Here is a 26652-nt window from a genome sequence, read left to right on the forward strand (position 1 = left end):
GGCGGGAGGGCGGGATCGGTTGGGATATTGTTCAAGAAGAACATACTTGCCTTCAGCGGGATGTTCAAGTGGGCCTACCGGGCCAGGGCGAGGATCTCCAGGACCTTCTCGCTGGTGATGTCCTTCCGTTCGCCCATGGGCAGGGCCTTGCGGGCCTGGAGGCGGTCGACGATCTCCCCGAATCGCTCCTCCCCCACCGCATAGGCGTTCAGGTGGGTGGGATTGCCCATGGCCTCGAAGAAGGTCCGGGTGGCGATGATGCCCTTTTCCAGCCGGACGGCCTCGTTGCCGTCGTGGAAGTCCCACACCCGGGTGGCGTACTGGACGAGCTTCTCCCGCTTGACCGTCCGCTGGACCCACAGGAGGTTCGGAAGGACGATGGCCAGGGTCTGGGCGTGATCCAGGCCGTGGAAGGCGGTGAGCTCGTGCCCGATGGTGTGGGTGGCCCAGTCCTGGGGCACCCCGGAGCCGATGAGGCCGTTGAGGGCGAGCGTGGCGCACCACATGACGTTGGACCGGGCCGCGTAGTCCGTGGGGTCGGCCAGGGTCCGGGGCCCCTCCTCGATGAGGGTGCGCAGGATGGCCTCGGCGAAACGGTCCTGGAGGGGCGCGTCGGCCGGGTAGGTGAGGTACTGCTCCACGGTGTGCACGAAGGCGTCCACCACCCCGTTGGCGATCTGGCGCGGGGAGAGGGTGAAGGTGGTCTCGGGGTCCAGGATGGAGAACTTCGGGAAGAGCAGGGGCGAGGAGAAGGCGATCTTGTCCCGGGTGGCGGCCCGGGTCACCACGGCGAAGCAGTTGGACTCGGTGCCGGTTGCGGGGAGGGTGAGGACGGTCCCCAGGGGCAGGGTGGCGCGGGGGGCCATGTGGCGGCTCACGATGTCCCACTCATTGCCCTGCCAGGGCACGGCGGCGGCCATGAACTTGGTGCCGTCGATGACGGAACCGCCGCCCACGGCCAGCAGGAAGTCCACCTTCTCCGCCCGGGCCAGCTCCACGCCCTTCATGAGGTATTCGAAGGTGGGGTTGGGCTCGATGCCGCCGAATTCAAGCAGTTCGAAGCCCTCCAGGGCCTTGCGGACCTGGTCGTAGACGCCGTTGGCCTTGATGCTGCCGCCCCCGTAGGTCATGAGGACGCGGGCGCCGTGGGGCACCTCGCGGCGCAACGAGCCGATCTGGCCGGCTCCGAAGAGGATGCGGGTGGGGTTGTGGAAGGTGAAGTTCTGCATGGTGCCTCGCGAATGGGTTCAACGGTTCACTTGCACTCCAGCCAGCTGTTTCCGCGCCGGACTTCGGCCGCGAGCTTCACGCCCAGGGGGCCCAGGTCGTCGGCGCCCTCCATCGCGTCCTTGAGCAGGGCGGAGACGGCATCGGCTTCGGCAGGGGGCGCCTCCACCAGGAGCTCGTCGTGCACCTGCAGCAGGAGCCGCGACTCCAGGCCCCCGGCTTCCAGGGACCGGTGCAGGCGCACCATGGCCCGGCGCATGAGGTCGGCGGCGGTGCCCTGCACCACGGTGTTCACCGCCTCCCGCAGGGCCTGGGCCTTGAGGCCCTGGTTGGGGGACTGCAGGTCGGGGATGCGCCGGACGCGGCCCCAGAGGGTGCGCACCAGGCCCTCCTCCACGGCCCTGGCCTTGGTGGCCTCGATCCATTCGGCGACCTTGGGCATGCGCTCGAAGTAGCGCTCGATGAAGGCCTTGGCCTCCTTGAAGCTGATGCCCAGGCTCGCCGACAGGGCATAGGCGCCCTGGCCGTAGAGCAGGCCGAAGTTCACGGCCTTGGCGGCGCTGCGCTGCCCGGAGGTGACGGCCTCCATGTCGACCCCCATCACTTCCGAGGCCGTGCGGCGGTGGATGTCCTCGCCCCGGGAGAAGGCCCCCAGGAGCACGGGGTCCCCGGCCAGGGCCGCCACCACCCGCAGTTCGATCTGGCTGTAGTCGGCGTCCAGGAAGACCCAGCCCTTCCTGGGCACGAAGGCGCCGCGGATGGCCCGGCCCTCCTCGGTGCGCACGGGGATGTTCTGGAGGTTGGGGTCGGAGGAGGCCAGGCGCCCCGTGGCCACCGCGGCCTGGTGGAGCCGGGTGTGGAGGCGGCCCGTGACCGGGCTCACCATCAGCGGCAGGGCCTCCACGTAGGTGGAGAGGAGCTTCTGGGTCTGGCGGTGGCGCAGCAGCACCCGGGCGATCTCCCCGTCCTCCCGCAGGGCCAGTTCGGTCAGCACGTCCTCGTCCGTGGCCGGGGCCTTGGTCTTGTCGGTGCGCTTGAGCACCGGCAGGTTCAGCTTCTCGTAGAGGATCTTCCCCAGCTGCGTCGGGCTGTTGAGGTTGAAGGCCTCGCCGGCGAGCTCGAAGGCGCGGTCCGCGGCCGCGTCCCGGTCCACGCGCATGGCCTTGGCCAGGTGTTCGAGGACCCCGACGTCCAGGCGCACCCCGTCAAGCTCCAGGTCCGCCAGGGCCTCCACCAGGGGCAGGTCCACCTGTTCGTAGAGCCTCAGGATGTCGGGGGTCAGGAGCGGCTTGAGCTTGCGGCAGAGCTGCAGGGCCAGGTCGGCGTCCTCGGCGGCGTACTGCACCGCCTGGCCGAAGTCGGCCTCGTCGAAGCGCTTCTGGGCCTTGCCCTTGCCCACCACCGCCTCGAAGGGGATGGGGCGCAGGTCCAGGTGGCGGGAGGAGAGGTCGTCCAGGTTGTGGCGCAGGCGGGAGTCCACCAGGAAGCTGAGCACCATGCTGTCGTCGGCCAGCCCCCGCACCGGCATGCCATGGCGCTTGAGCACCTGCAGGTCGTACTTCAGGTTCTGGCCGGCCTTGCCCACCGACACGTCCAGGAAGAGGGGCCCCAGCACCTCCAGGGCCTCCTCGAAGGGGATGTTGCGGGGGTCCAGGTAGGGGGCCAGTTCACGGAAGAAGGCGCCGGGCTCGCCCCGCAGGTCCAGCAGGCCCTCCGGGAGGCCCGAGTCCGGCAGGAGCCCCGGCAGGGACCCGGCGGTGTCCTCGGAGCCGGGCTTGAGGTGCGCCAGGGGCACGTAGAGGCCGTCATTGGGCTTCCAGGCGAGGCTCAGGCCCACGATGTGGCCCCGCGTGGGGTCGATGGAGGTGGTCTCGGTGTCCAGCCCGAAGGTGCCGGCCTCCCGGCACCGGGCCACGGCCTCCACCAGGTCGGCCTTCGTGGCCGCGGCGCGGTAGGCGCGGGCCGCCGACGGCGCGCTGGCGCTGCCCACCTCCGTGAACTCCTTGGTGAGCTGCTCGAAGCCCAGGGCCTTGAAGGCGGCCCGGGCCTGGGCCTGGTCCACGCCCTTGTAGGCGAGGTCCTCCAGGGTCACCGGCAGGACGAGGTCCGTGACCACCGTCACCAGGCGGCGCACCAGCTCCAGGCGGGGCAGGGCGGCCTCCAGGCCCTCCCGGTGGGCCTTGCGCTTGAGTTCGGCGCGGTGCTCCACGATGGCGTCCAGGTTCCCGTACTGCTCCACGAGGTCCCGGGCGCCCTTCTCGCCGATGCCCTCCACGCCCTTGACGTTGTCGCTCGCGTCGCCCATGAGGGTGAGCACGTCCACCACCTGCTCGGGCCACACGCCGAAGCGCTCCTTCACCCCGGCGCGGTCGATCCACACCTCGCCGTCGCGGTTGTTGAGGACCTGGATGCAGCCCGCGTCGTCCACCAGCTGCAGGAGGTCCTTGTCCGGGCTCACGATCACCGACGGAAGCCCCGCCGCGCAGGCCTGGCGGGCCAGCGTGCCCATGACGTCGTCGGCCTCGAAGCCCGAAAGCTCCACGATGGGAATGTTCAGGGCCTTGATGAGGTCCCGGATGAGCGGCACCTGGGGCCGCAGGTCCTCGGGCATCTCGGCCCGGTTGGCCTTGTATTCCGGGTAGATGTCGTGGCGGAAGGTGGGCTCGGGCCGGTCGAAGACGGCGGCGATGTGGGTGGGCTTGTGCTGGGCCACCAGCGCCAGGAGCATGCGGGCCATGGTCAGGGCCGCGCCGTTCTTCATGCGGAGGTTGCCGTAGTACGCACGGAAGATCAGGGCGAAGGCGTCGATCAGGTAGAGGCGGTCTTCGGACATGGGGATAGTTTGGTCGCGCGGCCCCGGCCTGTCACCTGGATTGGTCAGGAAAGGCCGAAGGCCTTGCGCACCGCCCAGTCCCAGGCGGCGCCGGGCAGGAGCGCCTTGCCCAGGGTCGCCCAGAAGGCGTCCCTGCCGATGAGGATCCGGCGGGGCGGATCCGCCCGCTCCATGGCCGAGACGATGCGGGCCGCGCAGGCCTGGGCGCTGAGGCCGTGGCTGGCGGCGTGGGTGCGCTGGCGGTCCAGGTAGGCCTCCATGGCGGGCGCGAAGGGCGTCCCCTTGATCCTCGCGGGCAGGTCGCCCATGGCCCGGGCGAGGGTCTCCCGGAACCCGGACCGCACCGCCCCCGGTTCGACCAGGATCACCCGGACCGCCGGGGCCACCTCCAGCCTGAGGGTCTCGGCCAGGGCCACCACCGCGTGCTTGGAGGCGCTGTAGGCCCCCGCCATGGGCACGCTCATGCGGCCCAGGATGGAGGCCACGTGGACGATGCGGCCCTCCCCGGGGTCCGCGGCGGCCCGGATCAGGGGCAGGAAGGCGCACGTGGCCGCGTGCAGGCCCACCACATTGGTCTCGAACTGGGCCCGCATCTCATCCGCCCGAAGCAGCTCCAGGGGCCCCATCTGCCCGTAGCCGGCATTGTTGATGAGGGCCGTGAGCCGCAGGGGCCTGCAGGCCTCCGCCGCCGAGGCGAGGCTGGCGGCGTCGGTGATGTCCAGGGGCAGGCGCAGCAGGTCCTCCCCGTCCGGGAGGTCCGCCAGGCTTTCCAGGCGCCGGGCCGTGGCCACCACGCTCCAGCCGGTCCGCCGGCAGGCCTCCACCAGCGCCCGGCCGATGCCGGTGGAACAACCCGTGATCAGCACCCAGCGCCGCATGCGTCCTCCAAGGAGATGCGGCCAGGGTAGCGTGGATTTGCGGACGGGTTCCGCATGAACCCGGTGCGGGACCCCTGGCGAGGCCCCCCGGGAGGACCTAGAATGGCTTCGTTCTGGAGGGCGGATGGGTTTTGCGTCACTTATTTATGGATTATTCTGTTATTTGGTATTTTTGGGTTCTTTTTTTTATCTCATGGCCTTCGTTGGGGACTTCGGCGTTCCAAGATCCGTCTCGGTAGGCCCTGCGGGCCCTTGGTGGCAGGCCCTGGCCGTGGACTTCGCCCTGGTGGCGGTCTTCGGCTGCCAGCACAGCCTCATGGCCCGCCCGGGCTTCAAGCGGGCCTGGCTGCGGCTCGTGCCGCCCCACCTGGAGCGGAGCACCTACGTTCTTCTCTCCAGCGCCGCCCTGGCGCTGCTTTTCTGGCTGTGGCGGCCCCTGCCCGCGGAGGTCTGGCACCTGCGGCAGCCTGTCCTTCGCCTGGCGGTCCAGGCGGGATTCGGCGCCGGAGCCGCCCTCGTGGTGACGAGCACCTTCCTGATCAGCCACGGCGACCTCTTCGGGCTGCGCCAGGTCTGGGCGCGGTTCCGGGGGGTCCCCCACCAGGAGGCGGCCTTCCGCCTCACGGCCTTCTATGCCCGGGTCCGCCATCCCCTGATGCTCGGCTTCCTGGCGACCTTCTGGGCCACCCCCCGCATGACCGTGGGCCACCTGGTCTTCGCCTGGGCCATGACCGTCTACATCCTCGTGGGCACGGCCCTGGAGGAGAAGGACCTCCTCCGGTCCCTGGGGTCCCGTTACGCGGCCTACAGGCGCGAAGTGCCCCGATTCTTTCCGGTGCCCTGGCGCCGGGCGGGGAAGGAATGAACCGAACAACATAGGGTATGATTTTCTTCCTCTGCGATCCTCGGTTCCTTGGCGATAAGCACTTTTTATGAGCGGCCGAACCGTTTGTTCATTGCCCAATCGTTGAGGCAAATTTAGCAAAAAACCTATCGCCGAGCCGCCGAGGAACCGAGGATCGCCGAGAAAGGCAATTAATAGACGGCTGCCCACCCTCGACGGGCCAAAACCTATCAGCGAAGGGTCAGAAAAGCGGCCATGCAGAGCACCCACCCCGCCAACCCTGCCAACTGGGCCTTGCGGCCCTTGAGCGCCTTTACATGGTGCAGGTGCAGGGCCACGGCGAGGATGAGCCAGGAGGTCAGGAGCCACGGCGCCGGCGCGGCTTTGCGCAGGGCGGGGACCGCCAGCGCGGCGCCGCAGGCCAGGAAGAGGATGCGCGTGCCCTGGAGGGTGAGGCGCTCCCAGGCCGGAGGCGGAGCCTTGTCCTTCTTCGGCCTCAGGAGCGGCTTGATCCAGAACATCCAGGGGATGCCCACGGCCAGGCAGGCCAGGCCCGGAACCACCGCCCAGCGGGGGCCGGCGAGGCCCGCCAGCAGCAGCGCGGGGCCGAGGTGGGTCAGGAGGAAGCCCAGGCGGGCCCGGTCGTAGGGGCGGCGCCGCCACGCGATGAAGAGGGTGGACGCGAGGAGGACCGTGACGAGGACCTGGAACGGGAATCCGCCCCGGATGCCCCCGGCCCAGAGCGCCGCCAGCAGGGCCAGTTGCACCGCGGCGCTCGTCACCGAGGCGAGGAGCCGTTCCAGCACTAGAACAGCGCCAGGAGGCCGGCCATGTAGAAGCTCAGCTCCACCCAGGGTTCGAACCGGGGCTTGCCCGCGGAGAACCGCTCCTGGAAGAGCCACAGGTGGACCACCGGGTAGGCCAGGCACACCAGGATGATCCCCGCCTGGATCCAGCCGTGGCGGGACGGGACGCTCATGGTGGCGGCGAGGACGGCGACGCCGGCCAGGGCCAGGGCGGCCAGGAGGAGGATCTTGGTGGTGCGGCGGCCGAAGACGATGGGCAGGGTCTCCTTGCCCAGGATCTGATCGTTCTGCATGTCCTTGAGATTGAACAGGGTGGTGCGGGCGAAGCCCAGGACGGCCACCAGGAGGATGCCGGCCCAGACCCGGGGGCCCCAGGCCAGGCCGTGGTGCCAGAGCGGCAGCGCCAGCGCCACCACGGCCAGGGCGGCGGGGACGAGGATGTCCTTGGAGCCGGGGATGGCCTGGATACTCACGGTCATGTCACCCAGCTGGAGCTTGCGCTTGTAGACCATGCCGAACACCGAGGCCGCGGCCACCACCAGCAGGGAACCCAGGCCCAGGGTGGCCGCCAGCACCAGGGCCACCGTCAGGGCCGCCAGGGCCGTGCCCACCATGAGGGTGCGGTTCCGTTCCAGGATGCGGGCCCGGGCCGGGCCCTTGGAGCCCAGGCCCAGGGGGTTGAGGTACGGGGCCAGCAGGAACATGGTCAGCACGTAGAGGGCGGTGATGGCGGCGTACTTCCAGGAGGGGGGCAGGCCGGTCCAGGCGTGGACGCCCAGGGTCAGGGCGGCCGCGCCCACGGCGAGCTTCATGGGTGTGCCGAAGGCCGCGTCGAGGAGCTTGGTATAGCGCTCTGGGCCCTTGCCGTGCTGCTCGAGGATGTCCACCACCTCCTCCACCAGCCAGGTGGGGGTGGAGGCCCCGGCCATGACGCCCACGGTGGCGATGCCGTCGAAGCGGTCCAGGTCCAGCTCGGCGGCGGTCTCCACGTACTGCACGGGCTTGCCGTAGTGCACGGCCAGCTCCGCCAGGTGCTTGGTGTTCGAGGAGGCCCTGCCACCCACGACGATGACGTAGTCCACGGTGCGGGCGAGGTTGCGCGCCTCCTCCTGGCGGGTCCAGGTGTCCTCGCAGATGGTGTTCTCCGCGATGCACTCCTTGGAGCGCCCGCGGATGTATTCGGAGATCTCCTGGAAGTCCTTGGTGGTGAACGTGGTCTGGGCCACCACCAGGACCTTCTCCAGCACCTCGTCCGGGAGGGCCCGGGCCTCGTCCATGTTCGCCACGATGGCGCTGCCGCTGTCGGCGAAACTCTGATGGGCCACGCTCTCGGCATGGCCGTGGGTGCCCAGGATGACGGTGAAGTAGCCCTTGGGGCTCCACTTCTTGATCTTGCTGTGCACCTTGGCCACTTCGGGGCAGGTGGCGTTGACGATGGTGAGCTCCCCCCGCTGCTGGCGCTCCTTGAGGCCACGCAGGGACTGGATGGGGATGCCGTGGGCGCGGATGACCACGGTGCCCGAGGCCACCTCCTCCGGGGCCGCGGCCACGGACACCCCCCGGCGGCCGATGAGCTCCAGGGCCTGGGGATTGTGGATGAGGGGGCCGAGGGTCTGGACGGGGCCCGAGCTGCTGCGGGTGGAGGCCTCCAGCACCGCATCCATGGCCCTGCGCACGCCCCAGCAGAACCCCGCCGTCTTGGCCACGATCACCTTCATCTGCCCTGCTCCAATCCAGACCAATCCGGTCAGGGTTCCAGTCTACCGTTCCCCGCCTCCGCCGGGCAGGTGTTATTTCCTGGCATTTCTCCGGGTTTTCCAATTAACTTGAAGCAAGGGTTCCCGATGCCCAAGGATATTTGTACATGACCGCTGCTCCCCTGCTTCCCGTCTCCCTCACCTGCAACACGGATCTGAGGTTCATCGACCTGATTCAGGTGGTGGGCTCGGAATTGCTCAAACATATGAATTTCTCGCACGAGGATGGGGAACGCGTCTGGCTGGCCATCCAGGAGGGCATCGGCAACGCCATGCGCCACGGGAACAAGCTGGACAAGCGCAAGAACATCGAGGTCACCTTCACCCCCCAGGCCAACCGGCTGGAGATCCGCATCCGCGACACCGGAAAGGGGGTGGACCTGGCGGCCCTGCCCAACCCCAACCTGCCCGAGAACCTCCTGAAGCCCTGCGGCCGGGGGGTGTTCTTCATGAAGCAGGTGATGGACCAGGTGGTGATGGAGACGGATGCCGGCGGCAGCACCCTCCTGTTGGTGAAGCTACGGCGAACAGCCGATCATGCGGCAGAGGCGAACTGAAGGTTCAGTTGCCCAGGTAGGTGAACCAGAACCTCACGCCCAGGGAACTCCCCTCGAACCCGTCCGGAAGCCTGGGCAACGGATCGGACCGGCGGACGGCCATCAGGGCGCTCTGGTCCATGTTCGCGTTCCCGCTGGGGATCTCGATGCGGGCGCCGTCGAGGCCGCCGTCCCTGCGGATGCGGAAGTAGATCTGCACCCGGCCCTGGCTGGAGGTGACGCGGTTCCAGTTGCCGGTGATCCGGCTCTGCACCTGCTGGAGGTACCACATGAAGGGGAAGTCGCCGTCCAGCTCCCCCACCAGGCCGGTGCCTCCGGCCACGCCGTTGGAGGCCTTGAGGCCGGGGATGCCCGTGGCCGCGCCGATGCCGCCCCCCCCGCCCGAGCCCGAGGCTCCGGTTGAAGGGTTGAGGCTGGGGGTCTTGCCTTTGGAGGCCACGGGGGCCTTGCCCATGCTGTCGGGATTGGTGCTGGTGCCCTGGAGGGGTTTGGAGGCCTTGGTGCCGAAGGCGTTGGGCGAGGCGTTGTAGCCGGTGGGCTCGCTGCGCTTGGGGGCCACCTCCTCCACCCGGCGCTGGCGCTCGCCCTCCTTGCCCTGCTCCAGGGGGCCTTCGCCTCCGGCCACGCCCTCGACGCCGGCGGCGGGGAGGCGCACCCAGGTGACCTTGGTCTCTTCGGGCGGGGGGGGCGCCTTGGGGGTGAAGAGGATGGCGCCCACCACCAGCACGTGGACGGCGACGCTCACGCCGATCCCCAGGCTGAGCCCCTGCTTGCCCAGCAGGGCCCGTTCGTGGAGGTAGGCGTAGAGTTCCTGGCTCACCGGCGCCTCAGCGTTCCATGGGCTCGGATCCCGCGGGGGCGGTGGAGGCCGAGGTGACGAAGCCCACCTGGGTGAAGCCCGCCTCGCGGATGGCGTCGACCACCGTGATGACGCGCCCGTAGGGGATGTTGAGGTCGGCCCGGACCATGACGGGGCGCTTGCGGCTCTCCGCGGCGCGCTGGCGCAGCTGGGCCTTGAGGACGCCCTCCTGGACGAAGTGCTTCTCGAACTCGATGCGGCCGTCCCGGGCCAGGGTCACCACCAGGGCCTCGGATTCCAGGTTCTTCCCGGTGCGGCTCTCCGGGAGGTTCACGTCCACGCCGGTGGTGAGCATGGGGGCGGCCACCATGAAGATGATCAGAAGCACCAGCATCACGTCGATCATCGGCGTCATGTTGATATCCGCCATCTGGCCGCGCTTGGAACCGGGAGTGAATGCCATTCGCCCTTACCTCTGCACCAGTCTACACCTTCGACATAGAATGGTAGACCATGGCCACTCCGATCCGCCTCATCGTCAGCGAAAAACCCAGCATGGGCCGCGCCATCGCGGCCGCGCTGGGGATCCAGGGCACGGGGCGGAGCTTCATCCAGGGCAACGGCGTCATCGTCACCTGGTGCGTGGGTCATCTGGTGGAGGCCCTGGACCCCGAAGGCTACGATCCCGCCCTCAAGCGCTGGCGCATGGACAGCGTGCCCTTCTTCCCCCCGGAGTTCCGCTACGCGCCCATCGCCTCCACCAAGGATCAGTACGATGTGGTGGAACGCCTCATGAACCGGGACGACGTCGGCGACATCGTGAACGCCACCGACGCCGGGAGGGAAGGGGAGCTGATCTTCGACCTGGTGTACCGGCTGGCCCGGGCCACCAAGCCCGTGCACCGCTTCTGGACCTCCAGCCTCACCGACGACGCCATCCGCGAGGCCTACGGGCGGATGAAGCCCGGCGACGCCTACGCGGGCCTTCGGGACGCGGCCCGCTGCCGCCAGGAGGCGGACTGGCTCGTGGGCATCAACTGCACCCGGGCCCAGACCCTGGTGCAGCAGAAGGCCGGCGGCGAGGGCGTCTATTCCATCGGCCGCGTGCAGACTCCCACCCTGGCCCTCCTGGTGAACCGGGAACTGGAGATCCAGAATTTCGTGCCCAGGGATTTCTGGACCCTGTGGGCCGTGTTCCAGGCCGGGGCAGGCGCCTACAAGGGCAAGTGGTTCCGGAAGGAGGACGGCCGGGACCAGGACCGCTTCGACACCGAGGAGGCCGCCAGGGCCCTGGCCGAGGCCCTCAAGGGCAAACCGGGGCGCGTGGCGTCGGTCACGGCGCGCACCGAGAAGAAGAAGCCCGAGCTCCTCTACGACCTCACCAACCTGCAGAAGGAAGCCAACAAGCGCTTCGGTCTCACCGCCGAGCACACCCTGGCCGTGGCCCAGGAGCTCTACGAGGCCAAGCTCATCAGCTACCCCCGCACCAACTCCCGGTGCCTCACCGAGGCCGACGCGGTGAAGATCCCCGCCTGGATCCGCTCCCTGGCCACGGGCCAGCTGGAGGCCCTGCGGCCCTTCGTGGACGACCTGCGCAAACGGTGGCCCCAGAAGCTGGACAAGCGCTTCGTGAACGACAAGGAAGTGGAGGACCACACCGCGCTCGTTCCCACCGAGAACCCCGCCAAGAACCTCACGGGCGACAAGCTCCGCATCTACGAGCTCATCGCCCGGCGCTTCCTGGCGGCCTTCTGGCCGGACCGGGTCGAGGCCAAGACCACCATCGTCACCAGGATCGAGAAGGAGTCCTTCAAGACCACCGGCACCGTGGTCAAGGCCCTGGGATGGTCCGAGGTGGATCCGCCCCACTCCCGCCCGAAGAAGGAGGCCAAGGCCGAGGAGGGCGAGGAGCCCGAGGAGGAGGAGGAGGCCGGAACCCTTCCCGCCGTCGCCAAGGACGAGGCCGTGGAGACGAAGGAACTCTTCCCCAAGGCCGGCAAGACCTCCCCCCCCAAGCGCATGAGCGAGGCCGATCTGCTGGGCGCCATGCAGAGCGCCGGCAAGGAGCTGGACGACGACGAGCTCAAGGGCGCCATGAAGGACTGCGGACTGGGCACGCCCGCCACCCGCGCCAACATCATCGAGACCCTCCTCAAGCGCGCCTACCTGGAGCGCAAGCGCAACATCCTGGCCCCCACGCCCAAGGGCATCGACCTGATCAGGAGCATCCGGGCCGAGCCCCTGCGCAGCCCGCAGCTCACCGGGGAATGGGAGGCGCAGATGGAGCGCATCCGCCGCGGCGAGGCCAGCAGGGACGCCTTCATGCAGGGCATCCGGGACTTCGTCAAGGACGTGGTGGGGCAGATCAAGGCCGCGGCGCCCGCGGCTTCGGCGCGGCCTCCCTCGGGCCCCGTGGTGGGCGCCTGCCCCCGCTGCGGGTCCCCCCTTCACCTCAAGGCGTGGGAAGGGCGCAACTACGTGAAATGCGCGGCTTCCAAGGATCCGGAGTGCCGCGTGGCCTACGAGACCTCCGCCGACGGCAAGCCCGCCCAGACCTGCCGCCTGTGCCAGGGCCCCCTGCGCACCACCAAGGCCGGCTCGAAGGTGTGCGTGCTGTGCGGCTCCTGGGCCGCGGACCAGCCCGAGGGCCTGCCCGAACCGGGCCTGTGCCCCGGCTGCGGGCAGCCCATGCGCATCATCCGCTCCACCACCCGGGGGCAGTACTTCCGCCGCTGCTCCCCCTGCGGCACGGTCGAGGCCCTCAGCCTCCCGGAATCAACCCCTGCGGCGGCTCCTGAAAACTAGTATCATGGGCGGACCTTCCAACGGTTTACGGCGGTCGCCATGGCAAAAATCGACAAGTTCCTGATGCAGATGGTGAACAAGGGCGCGGCGGTGCTGCGGCTGGATCCGGGCGATTCCCCCGTGGTGGAGGTGGCGGGGGGCCACCGCATCGCGCTGAGCTCCCAGGAGCTTCTTGGGACCGTGCTGGACGGCCTCGCCAAGGAGATCCTGCCCGAGGACCATTCCACCGCCTACCTGCGCGGGGAGAACGTCAGCTTCGACTACGTCATGGAGGGCGTCAGGTTCCAGGTGCTCCTCTGCCGGACCAGCCTGGGCACCCGCTTCGTGGTGGCGCGGTTCCGCTCGGCCGCGGAGACCGGCGCGGTGGCCACGGCCCTGGACAGCCTCGATCCGCTCATCCTGACCCTGCTCACCGGCGGCGGTTCGGACCTGTACCTCGGCGCGGACGAGCCCCCCCTGGTCCGGATGGGCGGCGAGGTGAAGTCCCTGGGCGACTACGGGAAGCTCTCCGCCAAGCGGCTCCAGGAACTGGTGCAGACCTGGGTTCCGCCCAAGGTCTGGGAGGCCTTCCTGGCCGGCCAGGACACGGAATTCGCACGCACCGACCCGGGCCTCCCCTGCCGCCTGCGGGTGAGCCTCTTCCATGGCCACGCCGGCCCCAGCATCGCCGTGCGGGTGATCCCGCGGGAGGTGCCCGACCCCGACAGCCTGGGCCTGCCCGACACCGTGCGGCGCCTGGCCGGGCTCAACAAGGGCCTGATCCTGCTCACCGGCCCCATGGGCAGCGGCAAGTCCACCACCCAGGCCTGCCTCCTGGCCCTGGCCAACGCCAGCCGCAAGAGCTTCGCCGTCACCATCCAGGACTCCATCGAGTTCGAGTTCCCCCCGGGGGCCTGCCTCATCCGGCAGCGGGAAGTGGGCTGCGACCCCGTGCGCCAGAAGCAGGCCCTGCGCGCCGCCCTGCGCCAGGCGCCGGACATCCTCGCCGCGGGCGAGATCCGGGACGGCCAGACCCTGGACCTGTGCCTCCAGGCCGCCCAGACCGGGCGCATGGTCATCGCGACCCTCGCCACCGCCACCCAGGAGGAGACCCTGTCCACCCTGGCGGGCTTCTTCCCCCCGGACCAGCGCCGGCGCGTCCTGGCCCGGCTCTCGGAGACCCTCACGGCCATCCTGGGCCACACCCTCCTGCCCATGGCCGGCGGGGGCCAGGTGGTGGCCCTTGAAACGCTGTTCAACAATCCCGGCATCGCCTCCCTGATCCGCGGCGACCGCCTCGGCCAGCTCGCCGACGCCATGAAGCAGAGCCGCTACGGCCAGACCTCCCACAACGAGGCGCTGGTGGCGCTCATCCAGTCCGGCAAGGTGGACCCCATGGAGGCCTACCTGCGCTGCCACGACCGCGAGTCCTTCATCGCCGCCTGCCAGCGGGCCGAGATCGACTTCGATCCGAGGGAGGCCGGCCAGCTCGTGACGGAACACTGATCCTTCCAGCTCCTTGCTCGGCGAACCTCGGCCACCTCGGCGATGCCTTCTGATTCAACAACCCTGCGGCGCTTCGAATCCATGCGCCGCAGGAGCCGAGGGAAGAAAGGCATCGCCGAGGTGGCCGAGGTTCGCCGAGGAAGAGCTAGGCTGGCGGGCCTGTCCTCAAGCTTCGCGGCGACCGGATCGGCGCCAGCTTGCGGGTGATGAGGTGCAGGAGGTGCGCATTTCCGTCACCGTCCGGCAGCAGCACGAGGTTGATCGTCGTCTCCACGTCGCCCATGGCCCGGTGGGCCGTGCCCGAAGGGATCCGGAGCCGCTCGGCCAGGTGCTGGAGGCGGGTGCTCTCCAGGGCGGGGTGGAGCCTGCGCCAGGGGATGCCGCGGCAGGAGCAGCCCCACACCAGGGTGTCGGCCTGGGGCATCACCTGGCGCACGAAGCCCTTGTCGAAGCCGCTGTTGTGGGCCACCACCAGGTCGGCCCGGGCCAGGAGCGCGGCCACCCGGGCCGGGTCGATGCGCCGGCCCCGGACCATGGCGTCGGTGATGCCGTGGATCGAGGTGGCGATGGCGGGGATGGGCATGCCGGGGTCGTTCAGTTCCTGGTAGGCGTCCAGGGTGCGCAGCAGGCGCCCCGTGGCGGTCTCCACTTCCAGCAGCACCACGGCGATCTCCACGAGGCGGTCCCGGGAAGGGTAGAGGCCCGTGGTCTCGGTGTCCACGACGGCGACGAGGGCGGAAGCGGAAAGCGCCACGTATCCCCTACTTCGCCGCGAACTTCTCGAAGGCCTTCATGAGCTCCATGGGCAGGGGGAAGACGATGGTGCTGTTCTTCTCCACGGCGATCTCCGTGAGGGTCTGGAGGTAGCGCATCTGGATGGCCACGGGGTTCTGGCTGATCTTGTCGGCGGCTTCCAGCAGCTGGGTGGAGGCCATGAGCTCGCCCTCGGCGGCGATCACCTTGGCGCGCTTCTCGCGCTCGGCCTCGGCCTGCTTGCCCATGGCGCGCTGGATCTGCTCGGGCAGGTCCACGGACTTCAGCTCGACGCTGGTGACCTCCACGCCCCAGGGCTCCGTGGAGCGGTCGATGATCTCGCGCAGGCGCACGCTCAGCTTCTCGCGGGCGGCCAGCAGCTCGTCGAGGCTCACCTCGCCCAGCACCGACCGGAGCGTGGTCTGCGCGATCTGGCTGGTGGCGAAGTAGTAGTTCTCCACGCCGATGATGGCCTGCTTCGTGTCCAGGACCTTGAAGTAGACCACCGCGCTCACCTTCAGGCTCACGTTGTCCCGGGTGATGATGTCCTGGCTGGGCACGTCCAGGACCACGGTGCGAAGGCTCACGACCACCGCGCGCTGGAAGGGGCGCAGGACGAAGATGAGTCCCGGGCCCTTGGGCACGGCTCCCACCTTGCCGAGCGTGAAGATCACCGCCCGTTCGTACTCGTTGATCACCCGGATGCAGGACGCCAGCCAGAAGATGACGCCCAGGATGATCGGAAAGGTGCAGCCGAGACCTGCGAGTTGTGCGGGCATGTGAACCTCCTTGTTCACACCATTCTCGCAGGGCCGGCGAGGGCCGGCGCCTATTTCATCGGCGGACGTACGGGTTGCCCGCCGCCTCCTCCCCGATGGTGGTGGCCGGGCCGTGCCCCGGGATCACGAGGGTGGCGTCCGGCAGCGCGTACAGCTCGCGCTGGATGCTCTGCTCCAGGTGCTCCCAGCTGCCCCCCCACAGGTCGGTGCGGCCCACGCCGCCCTGGAAGAGGGTGTCCCCGGCCAGCACGACGCCCCCGCGCTCGAACTCGCCGTGGAAGCAGCAGGAGCCGGGCGTGTGCCCTGGCGTATGCAGTGTGGCCAGGCCGCCGTGCACGTCGCCCTCGGCCAGGGGCGCGGTGTCGGGGCGGGGGATGGCGTCCATCCCGAAGATCCCCGTCTGCATGTCCAGGGCGTCCAGGAGGAAGAGATCCGCCGGGTGGAGCAGGGCGGGGCACTGCCAGAGCTCCTGGAGCTCCCGGGTGGCCCCGACGTGGTCGAAGTGGGCGTGGGTGTGGAGGAGGGCGGCCACCTTGAAGCCCAGGGCCTGGACCCTGAGGGCGATGCGGGCCCCCTCGCCGCCGGGATCCACCACGACGCCCTGGGCGGTCCCGGGATTCCAGAGGAGGGTGCAGTTGCAGCCCAGGGGGCCTACGGCAAAGGATTCGAGCTTGAGCACGGCATCTCCGGAAGGGCTGTCCACGGCGCCCCTTTCCGACTAGATTATCCCTCAAAGCCCATTTCCGTGACGCCCACCCTCGAGGTCCCATGGAATTCCTCGCTCCCCAGTCCTTGCGCAGCAGGGTCACCCTGATGCTCCTTTTCACGGCGGGCCTGGCGATGGTGCTGTCGGCGCTGTGCTTCCTGGCCTTCGAGGCCTGGTCCCTGCGGGCCGCCGCCGCCGGCGACCTGCGGAGCCTGGGGAGCATCATCTCCTACAACGCGAGCCCCTCCGTCGCCTTCGACGTGCCCACCCCGGCCTCCAAGATCCTGGGCGTGCTCAAGGAGCACAAGCACCTCACGACGGCCCGCATCCACCGCTCCGACGGGTCCGTCCTGGCCCGCTATCCTGCCGGGTCCCCCCTGTACGAGCCTTTCCTGCCGGTGGCCGGCGCCCGGGAGGAGGTGAAGGCCACCGCCTCGGGGAACCTGGCCATGACCTGCTTCATCCGGAGCGAGGAGGGCCACCCCATCGGGGTCCTGTACCTGGAATCGGACCAGGGGGAGTTCCTCAGCCGGATCGTCTGGGCCGGGATCGTGCTCGCGGCCATCACGCTCCTGATGGGCGTCGCCACCTTCCTGTTCGCGTCCCGGTTCCAGGGCGTGCTCACCCGGCCCATCCTGGGCCTCGTGGAGGTCGTGACCCGCGTCTCGTCGAGCCAGGACTACGGCCTGCGGGCCCTGAAGGGGAGCGGCGACGAGCTGGGCCTGCTGGCGGAGAGCATCAACACGATGCTGGCCCGCATCCAGGACCAGGACGCCAGGCTCGCCGGCCACCGGGACCACCTGGAGCGGGAGGTGGCCCTGCGCACCGGGGAGCTGGTGCAGGCCAACAGCGAGCTCCAGGTCGCCAAGGACCGCGCGGAGGCGTCCAGCCGCGCCAAGAGCTCCTTCCTGGCCAACATGAGCCACGAGCTGCGCACGCCGCTGAACGCCATCCTGCTCTACAGCGAGGTCATCAAGAACGAGGCCGAGGACGCGGGCGCCGCCGACATCCTCGAGGACGCGGCCCGGGTGGACCAGGCGGGGCGCCACCTCCTGCACCTCATCAACGACATCCTCGACCTGGCCAAGATCGAGGCGGGCAAGATGACGCTGGTGAACGAGCCGTTCCAGGTGCGCGACCTGCTGGAGGAGGTCCTGGGCACCGTGTCGAGCCTCGCCGCCCAGAACGGAAACGCATTGAGCCTGGACTGCGGGCCCGGCCTGGACGGGATGGTGGGCGACCCCACCAAGGTGCGCCAGGTGCTCCTGAACCTGCTGAGCAACGCCTGCAAGTTCACCCGGGGCGGCGCCATCCACGTGAATGGGCGCCTGGAGGGCGACTGGCTGAGCCTCTCCGTGACCGACACCGGCATCGGCATCGCCCCCGAGCAGGTGGAGCGCATCTTCAACGAATTCATCCAGGGGGACGACTCCACCACCCGGCGCTTCGGCGGAACGGGCCTGGGCCTGTCCTTGAGCCGGAAGTTCTGTCAGATGATGGGCGGGGACGTCCGCGTGAAGAGCGCCCTCGGGCAGGGGTCCACCTTCACCATCCTGCTGCCCCTGCGGCCCACCCGGGAGTCCCTCCGGAATGAGCCCGGGGCGCCGCCGCAGCAGCGGGGGCGCACCGTCCTCCTGGTGGACGACGATCCGTCCCTCCTGGATTCCCTGTCCCGGCTGCTGGCGAGGGACGGCTATTCGGCGCGGTGCGCCCGGGACGGGCGGGAAGGCCTCGCCCTGGCCCGGGAGCTCCGGCCGGGGCTCATCGTCCTGGACGTCCTGCTGCCGCGCATGGACGGCTGGGAGGTGCTGGCCGCCCTCAAGGCGGACCCCGAACTGGCCGGCATCCCCGTCGTCATGCTCACCATCCTGGACGAAGCCGAGAAGGGGCTCTCCCTGGGCGCCGTGGACTACCTGAACAAGCCCCTGGACCGCGACCGCCTCCGGCGCGTGCTGGCCCGGCATCTGGCCCCGGAACCCCCGGCCTCGGTGCTGGTGGTGGAGGACGATCCGCCCACCCGCGAGGCCATGGCCCGGATCCTCCGGTCCCAGGGCTTCGAGACCGCCACCGCCGGGGACGGCCTCCAGGCCCTGGAACGCATGGCGGAGCGCAGGCCCGAGGCCATCCTCCTGGATCTCATGATGCCGAACATGGACGGCTTCGAGTTCCTGGTGGCCCGGCAGGAGCGTCCGGAATGGGCCGACATTCCCCTTGTTGCCGTTACGGCGCGGGAGCTCACCGCCGCGGACCGGGTGGCGCTGCGCAACGCCGGGGTCGTGAAGGCCCTGCAGAAGGGCGTCTACGGGCGCGGGGAGCTGCTGGAGGAGGTCCGGCGGCTGGTGGGGCGGAGCCTTCCGGGCGAAGAAGCATAACTATCTAGTTATACAATTTAATAAAAAAATATTCTTGCGCTATAAACACGATGGCGCGATCTTCTATTCCGGAAGGTGCGAGCCTTCCCGACGCAGGTGTGAATCCTTTCAATCGAGCAATCCATATCGAATCGCCGACGCCCACGGGCGTTCACGCGGATCCGAAATCTTTCACCACAAGGCCTCCCTTCGAGTCCTTGGGTTACCTCTACCCCAACACGCGCTTCGGCGCCCGGAAGAAAGGAAAACTCATGAAATTACTATCGATCTTCACGCTGGCCGCCCTCCTGGCGGCCCCCCTCGCCGCGGAGCCCAAGGGCAGCGACACCAAGGGGAAGTTCTACTTCAAGAAGAACTGCAAGTCCTGCCACGTGGAGAACGGGAAGGCCGCTGTGGTGACCCCCCTTTCCAAGACCCAGGCCCAGTGGCGCAAGGTCTTCGACGCCGGCAAGCACGGGAGGACGGGCGAGGGCTTCTCGCCGAAGTACGGCACCCCCGAACAGATCCTGGACATCAAGACCTTCCTGATCAACCACGCCTCCGATTCCCCCCAGCCCGAAACCTGCGGCGGCTGATCCTCCCCTGCTCTGGAGCCGAACCATGCGCATTTCCCGAATCGCCCTCACCCTCGCCGTCCTCGCTCCCATGGGTCTTGCCGCCCAGGAGGACGTGAAGAAGCAGCTCGACGAACTCAAGAAGCAGGTGGCCGTCCTGGAGGAGAAATCCAGGGACCAGGAGAAGACCCTCGTCAAGGTGGAGACCAAGGTCGCCCAGGACAACATCTCCTGGGGCGGCGATCTCCGCACGCGCTTCGACAGCGCCAAGTGGCATTTCAAGCCCTACCAGCAGTTCATGGGGTTCGTGCAGAACCCCTCCCCATCGGCCTCCAACCCGTACCCCTTCATGCCCATGGCCCAGCAGGTGGGTGAGCAGGACTACGACAATTCCACCCAGTGGTCCACGCGCCTGCGGCTGCGCATGGGCATGGCCATCGGCGAACACGGCAAGATCTTCGGCCGGCTGACCATGTACAAGATCCACGGCGGCGCCGACGTGCCCATCTTCAACGGCTCGCCCAACACCGTGCAGAACTCCTTCAACAGCGGCAAGGTGCCCGGCAACGACACCCTCAAGGTGGAGCGCGCCAGCTTCGTGTACGACTGGCCCGCCCTGGGCGTGCTGTCCATCGGCCGCCAGAACACCTCCGACGGGCCTCCGTTCGAGGTGCGCGAAGGCGGCGAGCGCCAGGCCACGCCCCAGGCCCTGGCCGTCAACGCCATGGTCGACGGCATCGGCTGGAAGTTCCATCTGGACAAGCTGGGCTTCCCCGAGCACTCCCTCCTGGGCCTGTGCTACGGCGTGGGCTACGAGAGCGGCTTCGGCGGCGGCGGGCTGGTGAAGTCCACCTACGCCCCCGTGGGCTTCAATTTCACCAACGCGACCATGGCCAACCCCGCGGGCGCCGCGATGCAGGTCAACCGGATCGGCAACCTCAAGGACAGCACCGTCCTGGGCGCGATGCTCGACATCCCCCTCCTCTTCGAGGGCCTGGGCACCGTGCACAGCGCGAACTTCTACCTGGGCTTCAACCGGTTCGGGAACATGACGGACATCCCCTTCGGCGAGCTCAACAACTTCCCGGTGCCCGCCCAGCCCGGCATGGGCGGCATGCCCAGCATCCAGTACGTGACGGCCACCAACAACCTGGGCGACATGGACCAGGTCACCGCCACCTGGAAGCACAAGATCGGCGACAGCTTCACCTACTTCGCCAGCTTCGGCAGCATCAAGAGCAACCCCAACGGCAGGACCAGCCAGTACGGCGCCTACTGGGACATGCCCGCGGCCATGGGCGGCGCCAACTACCAGCTCACCGGCTTCGGCGGCCTCCTGGGCGACGCGAACAAGAGCCAGACCGCCACCGCCTACTACGTGGGCGCCCGCTGGGACGTGAAGGACAACCTGGGCTTCGGCCTGGAGTTCAACCACGGCTCGCCCAAATGGTTCACCTACAGCCCCGCCACCGGCGAGGCCACGGAGAAGCTCTCCACCCGCGGCGACGTGATCGAGGCCTACGTCCACTGGGAATTCGTGAAGAACGTGGCCCTGCGCGTGGGCTACCTGGACTACAAGTACACCCATGCCTTCAGCGGCTGGCACATCGCCCCCGCCCCCATGTCCGGCACCTGGGAGAACGCGTACGACCTGAACAACAACCCGATGCTCCAGTACGCGGCGCCTTCGGGCATCAAGAACACCTACGTCTCCCTTGAAGTGAAGTTCTGATCTTCCTCCCGGCGATCCTCCTTCGAGGATCGCCGGGAAAGGCATTCCCTGAGGAGCTCCCATGGATCGCCGTCTGTTCCTGCAGATCGTCGGCGCCGGCGGTTTCGCCGCCACCAGCATCGCCTGCCCGAAATTCTTCGGGAAGGGCAGGCGCGCCGCGGAACCCCCGGTCCCCCTGGGGATCCCGACCACCTGCGAGCTGTGCCCCAACAAGTGCTCGGTCCTGGCCTCCGTCCGCAAGGGCCGCATCCACAAGCTGAACCCCAATCCCGAGAACCCCAAGTCCCGCAACATGCTCTGCGCGAGGGGCAACGCGGCCATCCAGCAGGTGTACGACCCCGACAGGCTCAAGCAGCCCCTGATCCGCGCCGGAGCGCGGGGCGAAGGCAAGTGGAAGCCCGTGTCCTGGGACGAGGCCTTCGACTTCGCAGCGAAAAAGCTCGCCGAGACCAAGGCGAAGCACGGCCCCGAGGGGACCCTCTGGTCAAGCACCGAGGGCTTCCAGGAAGTGTTCTTCAAAAACCTGGGCCTGGCTTTCGGCAGCCCCAACATCCTGCGGCACCCCTCGCTCTGCCTGGCCTCGGTGAACCTGGCCTACTCCATGACCTTCGGGACGGTGCCCAGCTTCGACCTGCAGAACGCCAAGTACGTGATCATGGCCGGGGCCAACCGCTTCGAGAGCATCATCACCCCCGACACCATGGACCTCATCGGCGGCGTCATGGAGCGCAAGGCGAAGTTCGTCTACCTCGACCCGCGCTTCACCGTCACCGCCTCCAAGGCCGACGAGTGGTACCCCATCAAGCCCGGCACCGACATGGCCTTCATCCTGGCCATGATCCACGTGATCATCCGCGAGGACCGCTGCGACAAGGCCTTCCTGGACCAGTGGACCCTGGGCTTCGACCGGCTGGTGGAGCACGTGTTGCCCTACACGCCCGAATTCGCCGAGGCCGAGACCGGCATCCCCGCCCGGGAGATCACCCGCATCGCCCGGGAGTTCGCCGACGCCGGCCACCGGGCCGTGTTCTACGCGGGGCGCCGCTCCAGCTGGTACCAGAACGATTTCCAGATGCGGCGCGCCCAGGCCATCCTCAACACCATCGTGGGCAACTGGGACCGGGAAGGGGGCATGGTGCCCAACCGGAAGGTCGCCAAGGGCGAGTTCATGTTCCTGCCCTGGGACGATCCCAAGGCCGGCCGAGTGGACGAGGTGGAGAAGAACTTCCCCCTGGCCTCCGCGAAGGACGGCGTCTACCTCCAGACCCGGGAGAACGTCCTCAAGGGCGCGCCCTACCCGGTGAAGGCCTGGATGATCTACAAGCAGGACCCGCTCAACGCCGTGCCGGACCAGGGGAAGACGCTGAAGATGATGGAGGGCATGGACTTCATCGGCGTGGTGGACATCGCCATGAGCGACACCGCCTGGTACGCCGACGTGGTCTTCCCCGAGAGCCACTACCTGGAGCGCACCGATCCCATCGAGGTGATGCCCGGCATCTGGCCCGCCGCCGTGCTGCGCCAGCAGGTCATCAAGCCGATCCACGACACGTTGCCCATGCTGGACATCGCCCAGGGCCTCGCCAGGCGCCTGGGGCTCGCGGACTACTTCGACTACACCATCGACCAGTGGATCGAGGCCGAGGCCAAGGAACTCCCCGTGGAGAACGGCCTCGAGTACATGAAGAAGCACGGCGTGGTGGCCTTCAGCGAGCCCAAGTACGGCACGACCCGGAACGCCGCCTACCGCTTCGTCACCAAGAGCGGGAAGATCGAGATCTTCTCGGAGCGGCTGGCGGAAGCGGGCCACGACCCCCTGCCGGTCTACGCCTCCCCCGCCCAGCCCCCCTCCGGGAAGTTCCGCATGATCCTGGGCCGCAAGGCGACGATCACCCACGCCGCCCTGGCCGGCCTGCCGTGGCTCCACGAGCAGGTCCCCGAGAACGACCTCTGGATCAACCAGGACCAGGCCACCCGCCTGGGAATCCGCACCGGGGACCTGGTCCAGGTGACCAGCACCGCCGGCACCGTGCGCATCAAGGCCCGGGCCACCGAGGAGATCCGCCCGGACTGCGTGTTCATGCTCCACGGGTTCGGGAAGAGGTCCCCCTGGCTCAAGCTGGTGCACAACGTGGGCGCGGCCGACGCCGTGCTGCTGGAGACCGCCTGGGACAAGGTGAGCGGCAACGCCGCCATGCACGAGACGTTCGTCAACGTGGTGAAGGTGTGATCATGGCCAAGAATCCCGTCAAGCGCTACGCGATGGTCCTGGACTCCAGGAAATGCATCGACTGCAAGGCCTGCATCGTCGCCTGCAAGGCCGAGAACGACGTCCCCCTGGGCGTCTTCCGCAACCGCATCAACGCCGAGCACGGCGGCGCCTACCCCCGGCTGCGGTCCTCCTTCGACCCCGAGCAGTGCCACCACTGCGACAACCCCAGCTGTGTGCGGGTCTGCCCCACCGGGGCCAGCTTCCAGCGCGAGGACGGCATCGTGCAGGTGCGGGAGGCCGACTGCATCGGCTGCAAGTACTGCATGATCGCCTGCCCCTTCGACGCGCGGTTCTTCAACGAGGAGACGAAGGTGGTGGACAAGTGCACCTTCTGCTCCCACCGGGTGGACCGGGGCGAGCTCCCCGCCTGCGTGGAGACCTGCCCCAGCAAGGTCCGCACCTTCGGCGACCTCAACGACTCCGGGAGCGCGCTGCACGCGCTGCTGGAGAGCCGGCGGTACCGCGTCCTCAAACCCCAGACGGGCAACGGCCCCCAGCTGTACTACCTCCTGTAGGAGCCAACCATGCATGAACCTGTCTGGGAATTCCTCATCGTCAACTACCTGTTCCTCGGCGGCCTCTCCGCGGGGATCTTCTTCGTGTCCGCCTTCTGCACCTGGCTGCAGGTGGACGGCGTCCCCGCCTACACGCGCATCGCCCGGATCGGGGCCCTCCTGGCGCCCTGGCCCGTGGCCCTGGGGTCCTTCCTGCTGGTCTTCGACCTGGGGAAGTGGTGGCGCTTCTGGAAGCTCTTCGTGACCTTCCGGTGGGAGTCGCCCATGTCCATCGGGTCCTGGCTGCTTCTGGTCTTCACCGGCATCACCCTGGTGAACCTCTTCGCCTGGCTCACGGAGGACGAGCGCAACCGGCTCTTCGCGCGCATCCCGGCGAAGACCCCCTGGCGGCCCCGGCTCCTGGCCCTCAACCGCGACCTGGGCGCATGGAAGCGGCGCCTGGCCATGCTGGGCTTCCCCTTCGCCATCGGCGTCGGCATCTACACGGGCGTCCTGCTGGGCGCGGTGCAGGCCCGGCCCTTCTGGAACACCAACCTCGTGGCCCAGCTCTTCCTCTTCAGCGCCCTGAGCACCGGCACCGCCGTTCTGATCCTGGCGCGGGTGGTGCAGAAGGGCCCCAAGGATGTCGCCGAGTTCCGGTTCCTGTACACCCTTGATATCTGCCTGATCCTGCTGGAGTTTTTCATTGTCGTGCCGTACCTGATCCACGGAGAGCTCTCGGTGCTGGCCGTTCGCGAGGCCCTCGCCCTCGTCCTCGGCGGCCCCTTCACCTTCGTCTTCTGGGTGCTCTTCATGGGCGCGGGCCTCCTGCTGCCCCTGGCCATCGAGCTGTGGGAGTTCAAGCCTGTGCTCCTCGGCAAGGGGACCCTGCACATCACGCACCGCCTGGCCATGACGGCCGCGGGGCTGGTGATCTTCGGCGGCTACGTCCTGCGCTACGTCTTCGTCTTCGCCGGCCAGGCCAGCGGGTTCAAGTGACGGCCTTCCCCGACCTCCTGGAGACGCTGGGCGAGGTCTTCCTGGTTCCCGGCGCCACCGCGGACTGGGCGGCTTTCGCCGGAGCGCCCTGGGCGCCGCCCGGATTGCGCCGGGGGCTGGAGGCCCTGGCCGCGGCTCCTTCCGGCGAGCTGGACGTCGCCTACGCCGGGCTCTTCCTGGCGGGGCGGGGCATCCGCCTGGAGCTCTCGGCGGTCAGGACCGGGCAGCTGCGGGACGAGGGCGTGCTCCTGGAACTGGACGGCATCTTCGAGGCCGCCGGCATCCACCCCGACCCCGGCGTCCCGCCGGACCACCTGGGCGTGCTGCTCCTCCTCCTGGGCCACCTCCTGCGCCGGGCCGAGGAGCCGGAGCTGCCCACGGGCCGCCTCTTCACCTGCCACCTCCAGCCCCTTGCGGGCAGCGTCGCCCTGGAACTGGGCAGGCCCGGCGTTCACCCCTTCTACGCAGCGGTCGGAGAGGTCCTCGCCGGCGCGACGGATCTCTGCGCCGATCTCCTCGGGTGACCCCATGCATTCCTTCTCCCATTCGGTGAACTACGCCTTCCGGTCCATGGCTCTCCTGGAGGGACCGCCGGGGGACCTGCGGCTGGTAGGGGACCTCTCCGCCCGCACCGGCGCGCCCCGTCCCTTCCTGGGCAAGGTGCTCCAGGTCCTCCAGAAGGCCGGCCTGGTGCAGTCCGTTCGCGGACGCAACGGCGGGTTCCGGCTGACGCGCCCCGCCGGCGAGATCCACCTGGCCGAGGTGGTGGATGTGCTGGACGGACCGGAATGGCGGAGCTCCTGCCTCCTGGGCATCGGCGAATGCACGGGCCGGGTGGACTGCGCCGCATGGACCTGCTGCCGGGAGGTGCGGGAGCGGATGACTTCGGAACTTACCCGGCTGACGGTGGGGGACCTGGGGCGGTTCCTGCCGGAAAGCGCCTCCCGTTGACACCGCGGCGCCTTCCGCCCCTCATGGGAGGATGCGGCCTCTGTGGGAGATGAGTGCATTGCAGTTCGGGCAATGCCATCTTCCCATGATCCAGTTCCGGAAGCTGCGGAATCCTTGCAGGACAGGTTTCCTTCTCCCGCAACGCGGGCAGGTGGGTCGGGGCAGGAACATGGATGCTGCAGCAACACCAACCAGTGCCCAAATGAGGCCATGGAGGTGATTCGGATTTGTCATCACATGGACTGCGGGTGGGAATTCCAGCGGCCCTGAACCATCCAGGAATTGATGTTCGAAGAAGGCATGGAAGCCATTCCTCCGTGATGGGTGGCGCTGTAGCCGATTCCGGGCGCAAGGCCTCCACTGACAGCACCACCAAGGACTCCGGGACCTCCAGATAGGGCTCCCTTCGCGGCCCCGCCAATGGCTCCCTGACCCATTGCTGTCCCCAGGCCACGCGAGGTGAACGTGGGAGGGCAGGCCGGAGATGCCAGCGGCCTGCCGTATCCCATGGAACTTGCGAACATTCCGCCGTGAACGGCTCCCAATTCGGCGTCACTTCGTTTATGGAGGCTGATTCCAGCGTACATCTTGGTTCTCCTCGGATGAGGCGGGCACAATCCATGCCGCCCCTGTTTGAGGAATCCCATGTCACCAGGCCGCCCTTGGTTCCTGAATAAGAAACGCCTCAGCCCAGCGCGTGGTACGCGGCCTTCACCCGCTCCGCCACATGCCCGCACACCAGGTCGCACACGTCCCCCACCAGGGGCATCACCGGCGTGAAGAACACCACGTTCCCCTGCGGCTCCCGGTTCGCCAGGCCCACCCGCACCAGGAACGCGAGGTGCTTGCTGGCGTTGGCCTGGGAAAGGGACGTGGCCTCGGCGATGGCGCCCTGGCTCATGGGGTCCTTGGCTTCCAGGAGGCACCGGAGGATCTTGAGCCGGGACGGATCCCCCAGGGCCAGGAAGAGACGGCTCACTTCCTCGATCATGGGGTCGCTCAAGGGGGGATGGTCCATTCAATCTCCAGTTTACGCATACAAGCATACT

23 protein-coding genes are annotated in these 26652 nt (G+C 68.5%); 12 read left to right on the forward strand and 11 right to left on the reverse strand.

All coding sequences use genetic code 11. From position 1 onward, the window contains the following. Window positions 1–74 precede the first annotated feature (74 nt). From ACZ5MC_RS08985 to ACZ5MC_RS08995, 3 genes are read right to left on the reverse strand one after another with little or no spacing between them, the layout of a single operon-like run. Window positions 75–1229 carry an iron-containing alcohol dehydrogenase gene (locus ACZ5MC_RS08985; protein ID WP_306599992.1) on the reverse strand — a complete coding sequence of 385 codons (1155 nt, stop codon included), beginning with the start codon at window positions 1227–1229 and terminating at the stop codon, window positions 75–77. A gap of 26 nt (window positions 1230–1255) precedes the next feature. After that, window positions 1256–4060 (reverse strand): DNA polymerase I, encoded by a 2805-nt coding sequence (gene polA / locus ACZ5MC_RS08990; protein ID WP_306599993.1) that lies wholly within the window; start codon window positions 4058–4060, stop codon window positions 1256–1258. A gap of 44 nt (window positions 4061–4104) precedes the next feature. Beyond that, entirely contained in the window at window positions 4105–4938 is an 834-nt protein-coding gene (locus ACZ5MC_RS08995; protein ID WP_464517571.1) for an SDR family oxidoreductase, read from the reverse strand. Window positions 4939–5062: 124 nt separating this feature from the next. Here ACZ5MC_RS08995 and mddA point away from each other — a divergent pair, with 124 nt between their 5' ends. Beyond that, window positions 5063–5803, forward strand: coding sequence for a methanethiol S-methyltransferase (mddA, locus tag ACZ5MC_RS09000; protein ID WP_373432539.1), 741 nt, complete (start codon window positions 5063–5065; stop codon window positions 5801–5803). 209 nt (window positions 5804–6012) lie between these two features. Here the strand turns inward: mddA and ACZ5MC_RS09005 are convergent, their stop codons facing one another. After that, complete coding sequence (locus ACZ5MC_RS09005) at window positions 6013–6588, reverse strand: hypothetical protein (RefSeq protein WP_464517572.1); 576 nt, start codon at window positions 6586–6588, stop codon at window positions 6013–6015. After that, window positions 6588–8306, reverse strand: coding sequence for a 4-hydroxy-3-methylbut-2-enyl diphosphate reductase (ispH, locus tag ACZ5MC_RS09010; protein ID WP_306599997.1), 1719 nt, complete (start codon window positions 8304–8306; stop codon window positions 6588–6590). Before ispH ends, ACZ5MC_RS09005 begins: the two co-directional genes overlap by 1 nt. Before the next feature lie 146 nt (window positions 8307–8452). Here ispH and ACZ5MC_RS09015 point away from each other — a divergent pair, with 146 nt between their 5' ends. Beyond that, entirely contained in the window at window positions 8453–8902 is a 450-nt protein-coding gene (locus ACZ5MC_RS09015; RefSeq protein ID WP_306599998.1) for an ATP-binding protein, read from the forward strand. 4 nt (window positions 8903–8906) lie between these two features. On the opposite strand, the gene ACZ5MC_RS09020 is transcribed toward ACZ5MC_RS09015, so the two are convergent. Together ACZ5MC_RS09020 and ACZ5MC_RS09025 are read right to left on the reverse strand one after the other, a co-directional pair. Beyond that, entirely contained in the window at window positions 8907–9722 is an 816-nt protein-coding gene (locus tag ACZ5MC_RS09020; RefSeq protein WP_306599999.1) for an energy transducer TonB, read from the reverse strand. Window positions 9723–9729: 7 nt separating this feature from the next. Then, on the reverse strand, window positions 9730–10164 hold the full coding sequence (locus ACZ5MC_RS09025; protein WP_306600000.1) for an ExbD/TolR family protein: 435 nt from the start codon (window positions 10162–10164) through the stop codon (window positions 9730–9732). Window positions 10165–10214: 50 nt separating this feature from the next. On the opposite strand from ACZ5MC_RS09025, the gene ACZ5MC_RS09030 reads away from it, so the two are divergent. After that, window positions 10215–12506, forward strand: coding sequence for a DNA topoisomerase 3 (locus ACZ5MC_RS09030; RefSeq protein WP_464517573.1), 2292 nt, complete (start codon window positions 10215–10217; stop codon window positions 12504–12506). A gap of 39 nt (window positions 12507–12545) precedes the next feature. Beyond that, window positions 12546–13991 (forward strand): type IV pilus twitching motility protein PilT, encoded by a 1446-nt coding sequence (locus ACZ5MC_RS09035; RefSeq protein ID WP_306600002.1) that lies wholly within the window; start codon window positions 12546–12548, stop codon window positions 13989–13991. Window positions 13992–14136: 145 nt separating this feature from the next. Here the strand turns inward: ACZ5MC_RS09035 and ACZ5MC_RS09040 are convergent, their stop codons facing one another. From ACZ5MC_RS09040 to ACZ5MC_RS09050, 3 genes are read right to left on the reverse strand one after another with little or no spacing between them, the layout of a single operon-like run. Then, the gene (locus tag ACZ5MC_RS09040) at window positions 14137–14745 is read right to left on the reverse strand and encodes an exonuclease domain-containing protein (RefSeq protein WP_306600003.1); all 609 of its coding nucleotides are present in this window, start codon (window positions 14743–14745) and stop codon (window positions 14137–14139) included. A 7-nt stretch (window positions 14746–14752) separates the two neighbouring features. Continuing rightward, window positions 14753–15523 carry a slipin family protein gene (locus tag ACZ5MC_RS09045; protein ID WP_306600004.1) on the reverse strand — a complete coding sequence of 257 codons (771 nt, stop codon included), beginning with the start codon at window positions 15521–15523 and terminating at the stop codon, window positions 14753–14755. Window positions 15524–15578: 55 nt separating this feature from the next. Then, window positions 15579–16202 (reverse strand): MBL fold metallo-hydrolase, encoded by a 624-nt coding sequence (locus ACZ5MC_RS09050; RefSeq protein ID WP_306600005.1) that lies wholly within the window; start codon window positions 16200–16202, stop codon window positions 15579–15581. 89 nt (window positions 16203–16291) lie between these two features. Here ACZ5MC_RS09050 and ACZ5MC_RS09055 point away from each other — a divergent pair, with 89 nt between their 5' ends. The 8 genes from ACZ5MC_RS09055 to ACZ5MC_RS09090 all read left to right on the forward strand — a co-directional run bounded on the left by ACZ5MC_RS09055 (window position 16292) and on the right by ACZ5MC_RS09090 (window position 25603). Then, window positions 16292–18601: a response regulator gene (locus tag ACZ5MC_RS09055; RefSeq protein WP_464517574.1), complete on the forward strand. Its 2310-nt coding sequence runs from the start codon at window positions 16292–16294 to the stop codon at window positions 18599–18601. 251 nt (window positions 18602–18852) lie between these two features. Continuing rightward, window positions 18853–19176 (forward strand): c-type cytochrome, encoded by a 324-nt coding sequence (locus tag ACZ5MC_RS09060; protein WP_464517575.1) that lies wholly within the window; start codon window positions 18853–18855, stop codon window positions 19174–19176. Between the two features lie 25 nt (window positions 19177–19201). Continuing rightward, window positions 19202–20887 (forward strand): DUF3373 family protein, encoded by a 1686-nt coding sequence (locus tag ACZ5MC_RS09065; protein ID WP_306600008.1) that lies wholly within the window; start codon window positions 19202–19204, stop codon window positions 20885–20887. A 61-nt stretch (window positions 20888–20948) separates the two neighbouring features. After that, window positions 20949–23117, forward strand: a complete 2169-nt coding sequence (locus ACZ5MC_RS09070) for a molybdopterin-containing oxidoreductase family protein (protein ID WP_464517576.1) — start codon at window positions 20949–20951, stop codon at window positions 23115–23117. 2 nt (window positions 23118–23119) lie between these two features. Beyond that, a complete protein-coding gene (locus ACZ5MC_RS09075; RefSeq protein ID WP_464517577.1) occupies window positions 23120–23674 on the forward strand; it encodes a 4Fe-4S dicluster domain-containing protein in 555 nt (184 codons plus the stop codon). A gap of 9 nt (window positions 23675–23683) precedes the next feature. Further along, window positions 23684–24652 carry an NrfD/PsrC family molybdoenzyme membrane anchor subunit gene (gene nrfD, locus ACZ5MC_RS09080; RefSeq protein WP_464517578.1) on the forward strand — a complete coding sequence of 323 codons (969 nt, stop codon included), beginning with the start codon at window positions 23684–23686 and terminating at the stop codon, window positions 24650–24652. Next, window positions 24649–25176, forward strand: a complete 528-nt coding sequence (locus ACZ5MC_RS09085) for a molecular chaperone TorD family protein (RefSeq protein ID WP_464517579.1) — start codon at window positions 24649–24651, stop codon at window positions 25174–25176. The genes nrfD and ACZ5MC_RS09085 overlap by 4 nt, the downstream gene beginning before the upstream one ends. A 4-nt stretch (window positions 25177–25180) precedes the next feature. After that, window positions 25181–25603 carry an RrF2 family transcriptional regulator gene (locus tag ACZ5MC_RS09090; RefSeq protein ID WP_306600013.1) on the forward strand — a complete coding sequence of 141 codons (423 nt, stop codon included), beginning with the start codon at window positions 25181–25183 and terminating at the stop codon, window positions 25601–25603. 685 nt (window positions 25604–26288) lie between these two features. Here ACZ5MC_RS09090 and ACZ5MC_RS09095 read toward each other — a convergent pair. Beyond that, window positions 26289–26621, reverse strand: a complete 333-nt coding sequence (locus tag ACZ5MC_RS09095; RefSeq protein WP_306600014.1) for an ArsR/SmtB family transcription factor — start codon at window positions 26619–26621, stop codon at window positions 26289–26291. Window positions 26622–26652: the final 31 nt, after the last annotated feature.

This window comes from Mesoterricola sp. JemC181, assembly GCF_055384585.1.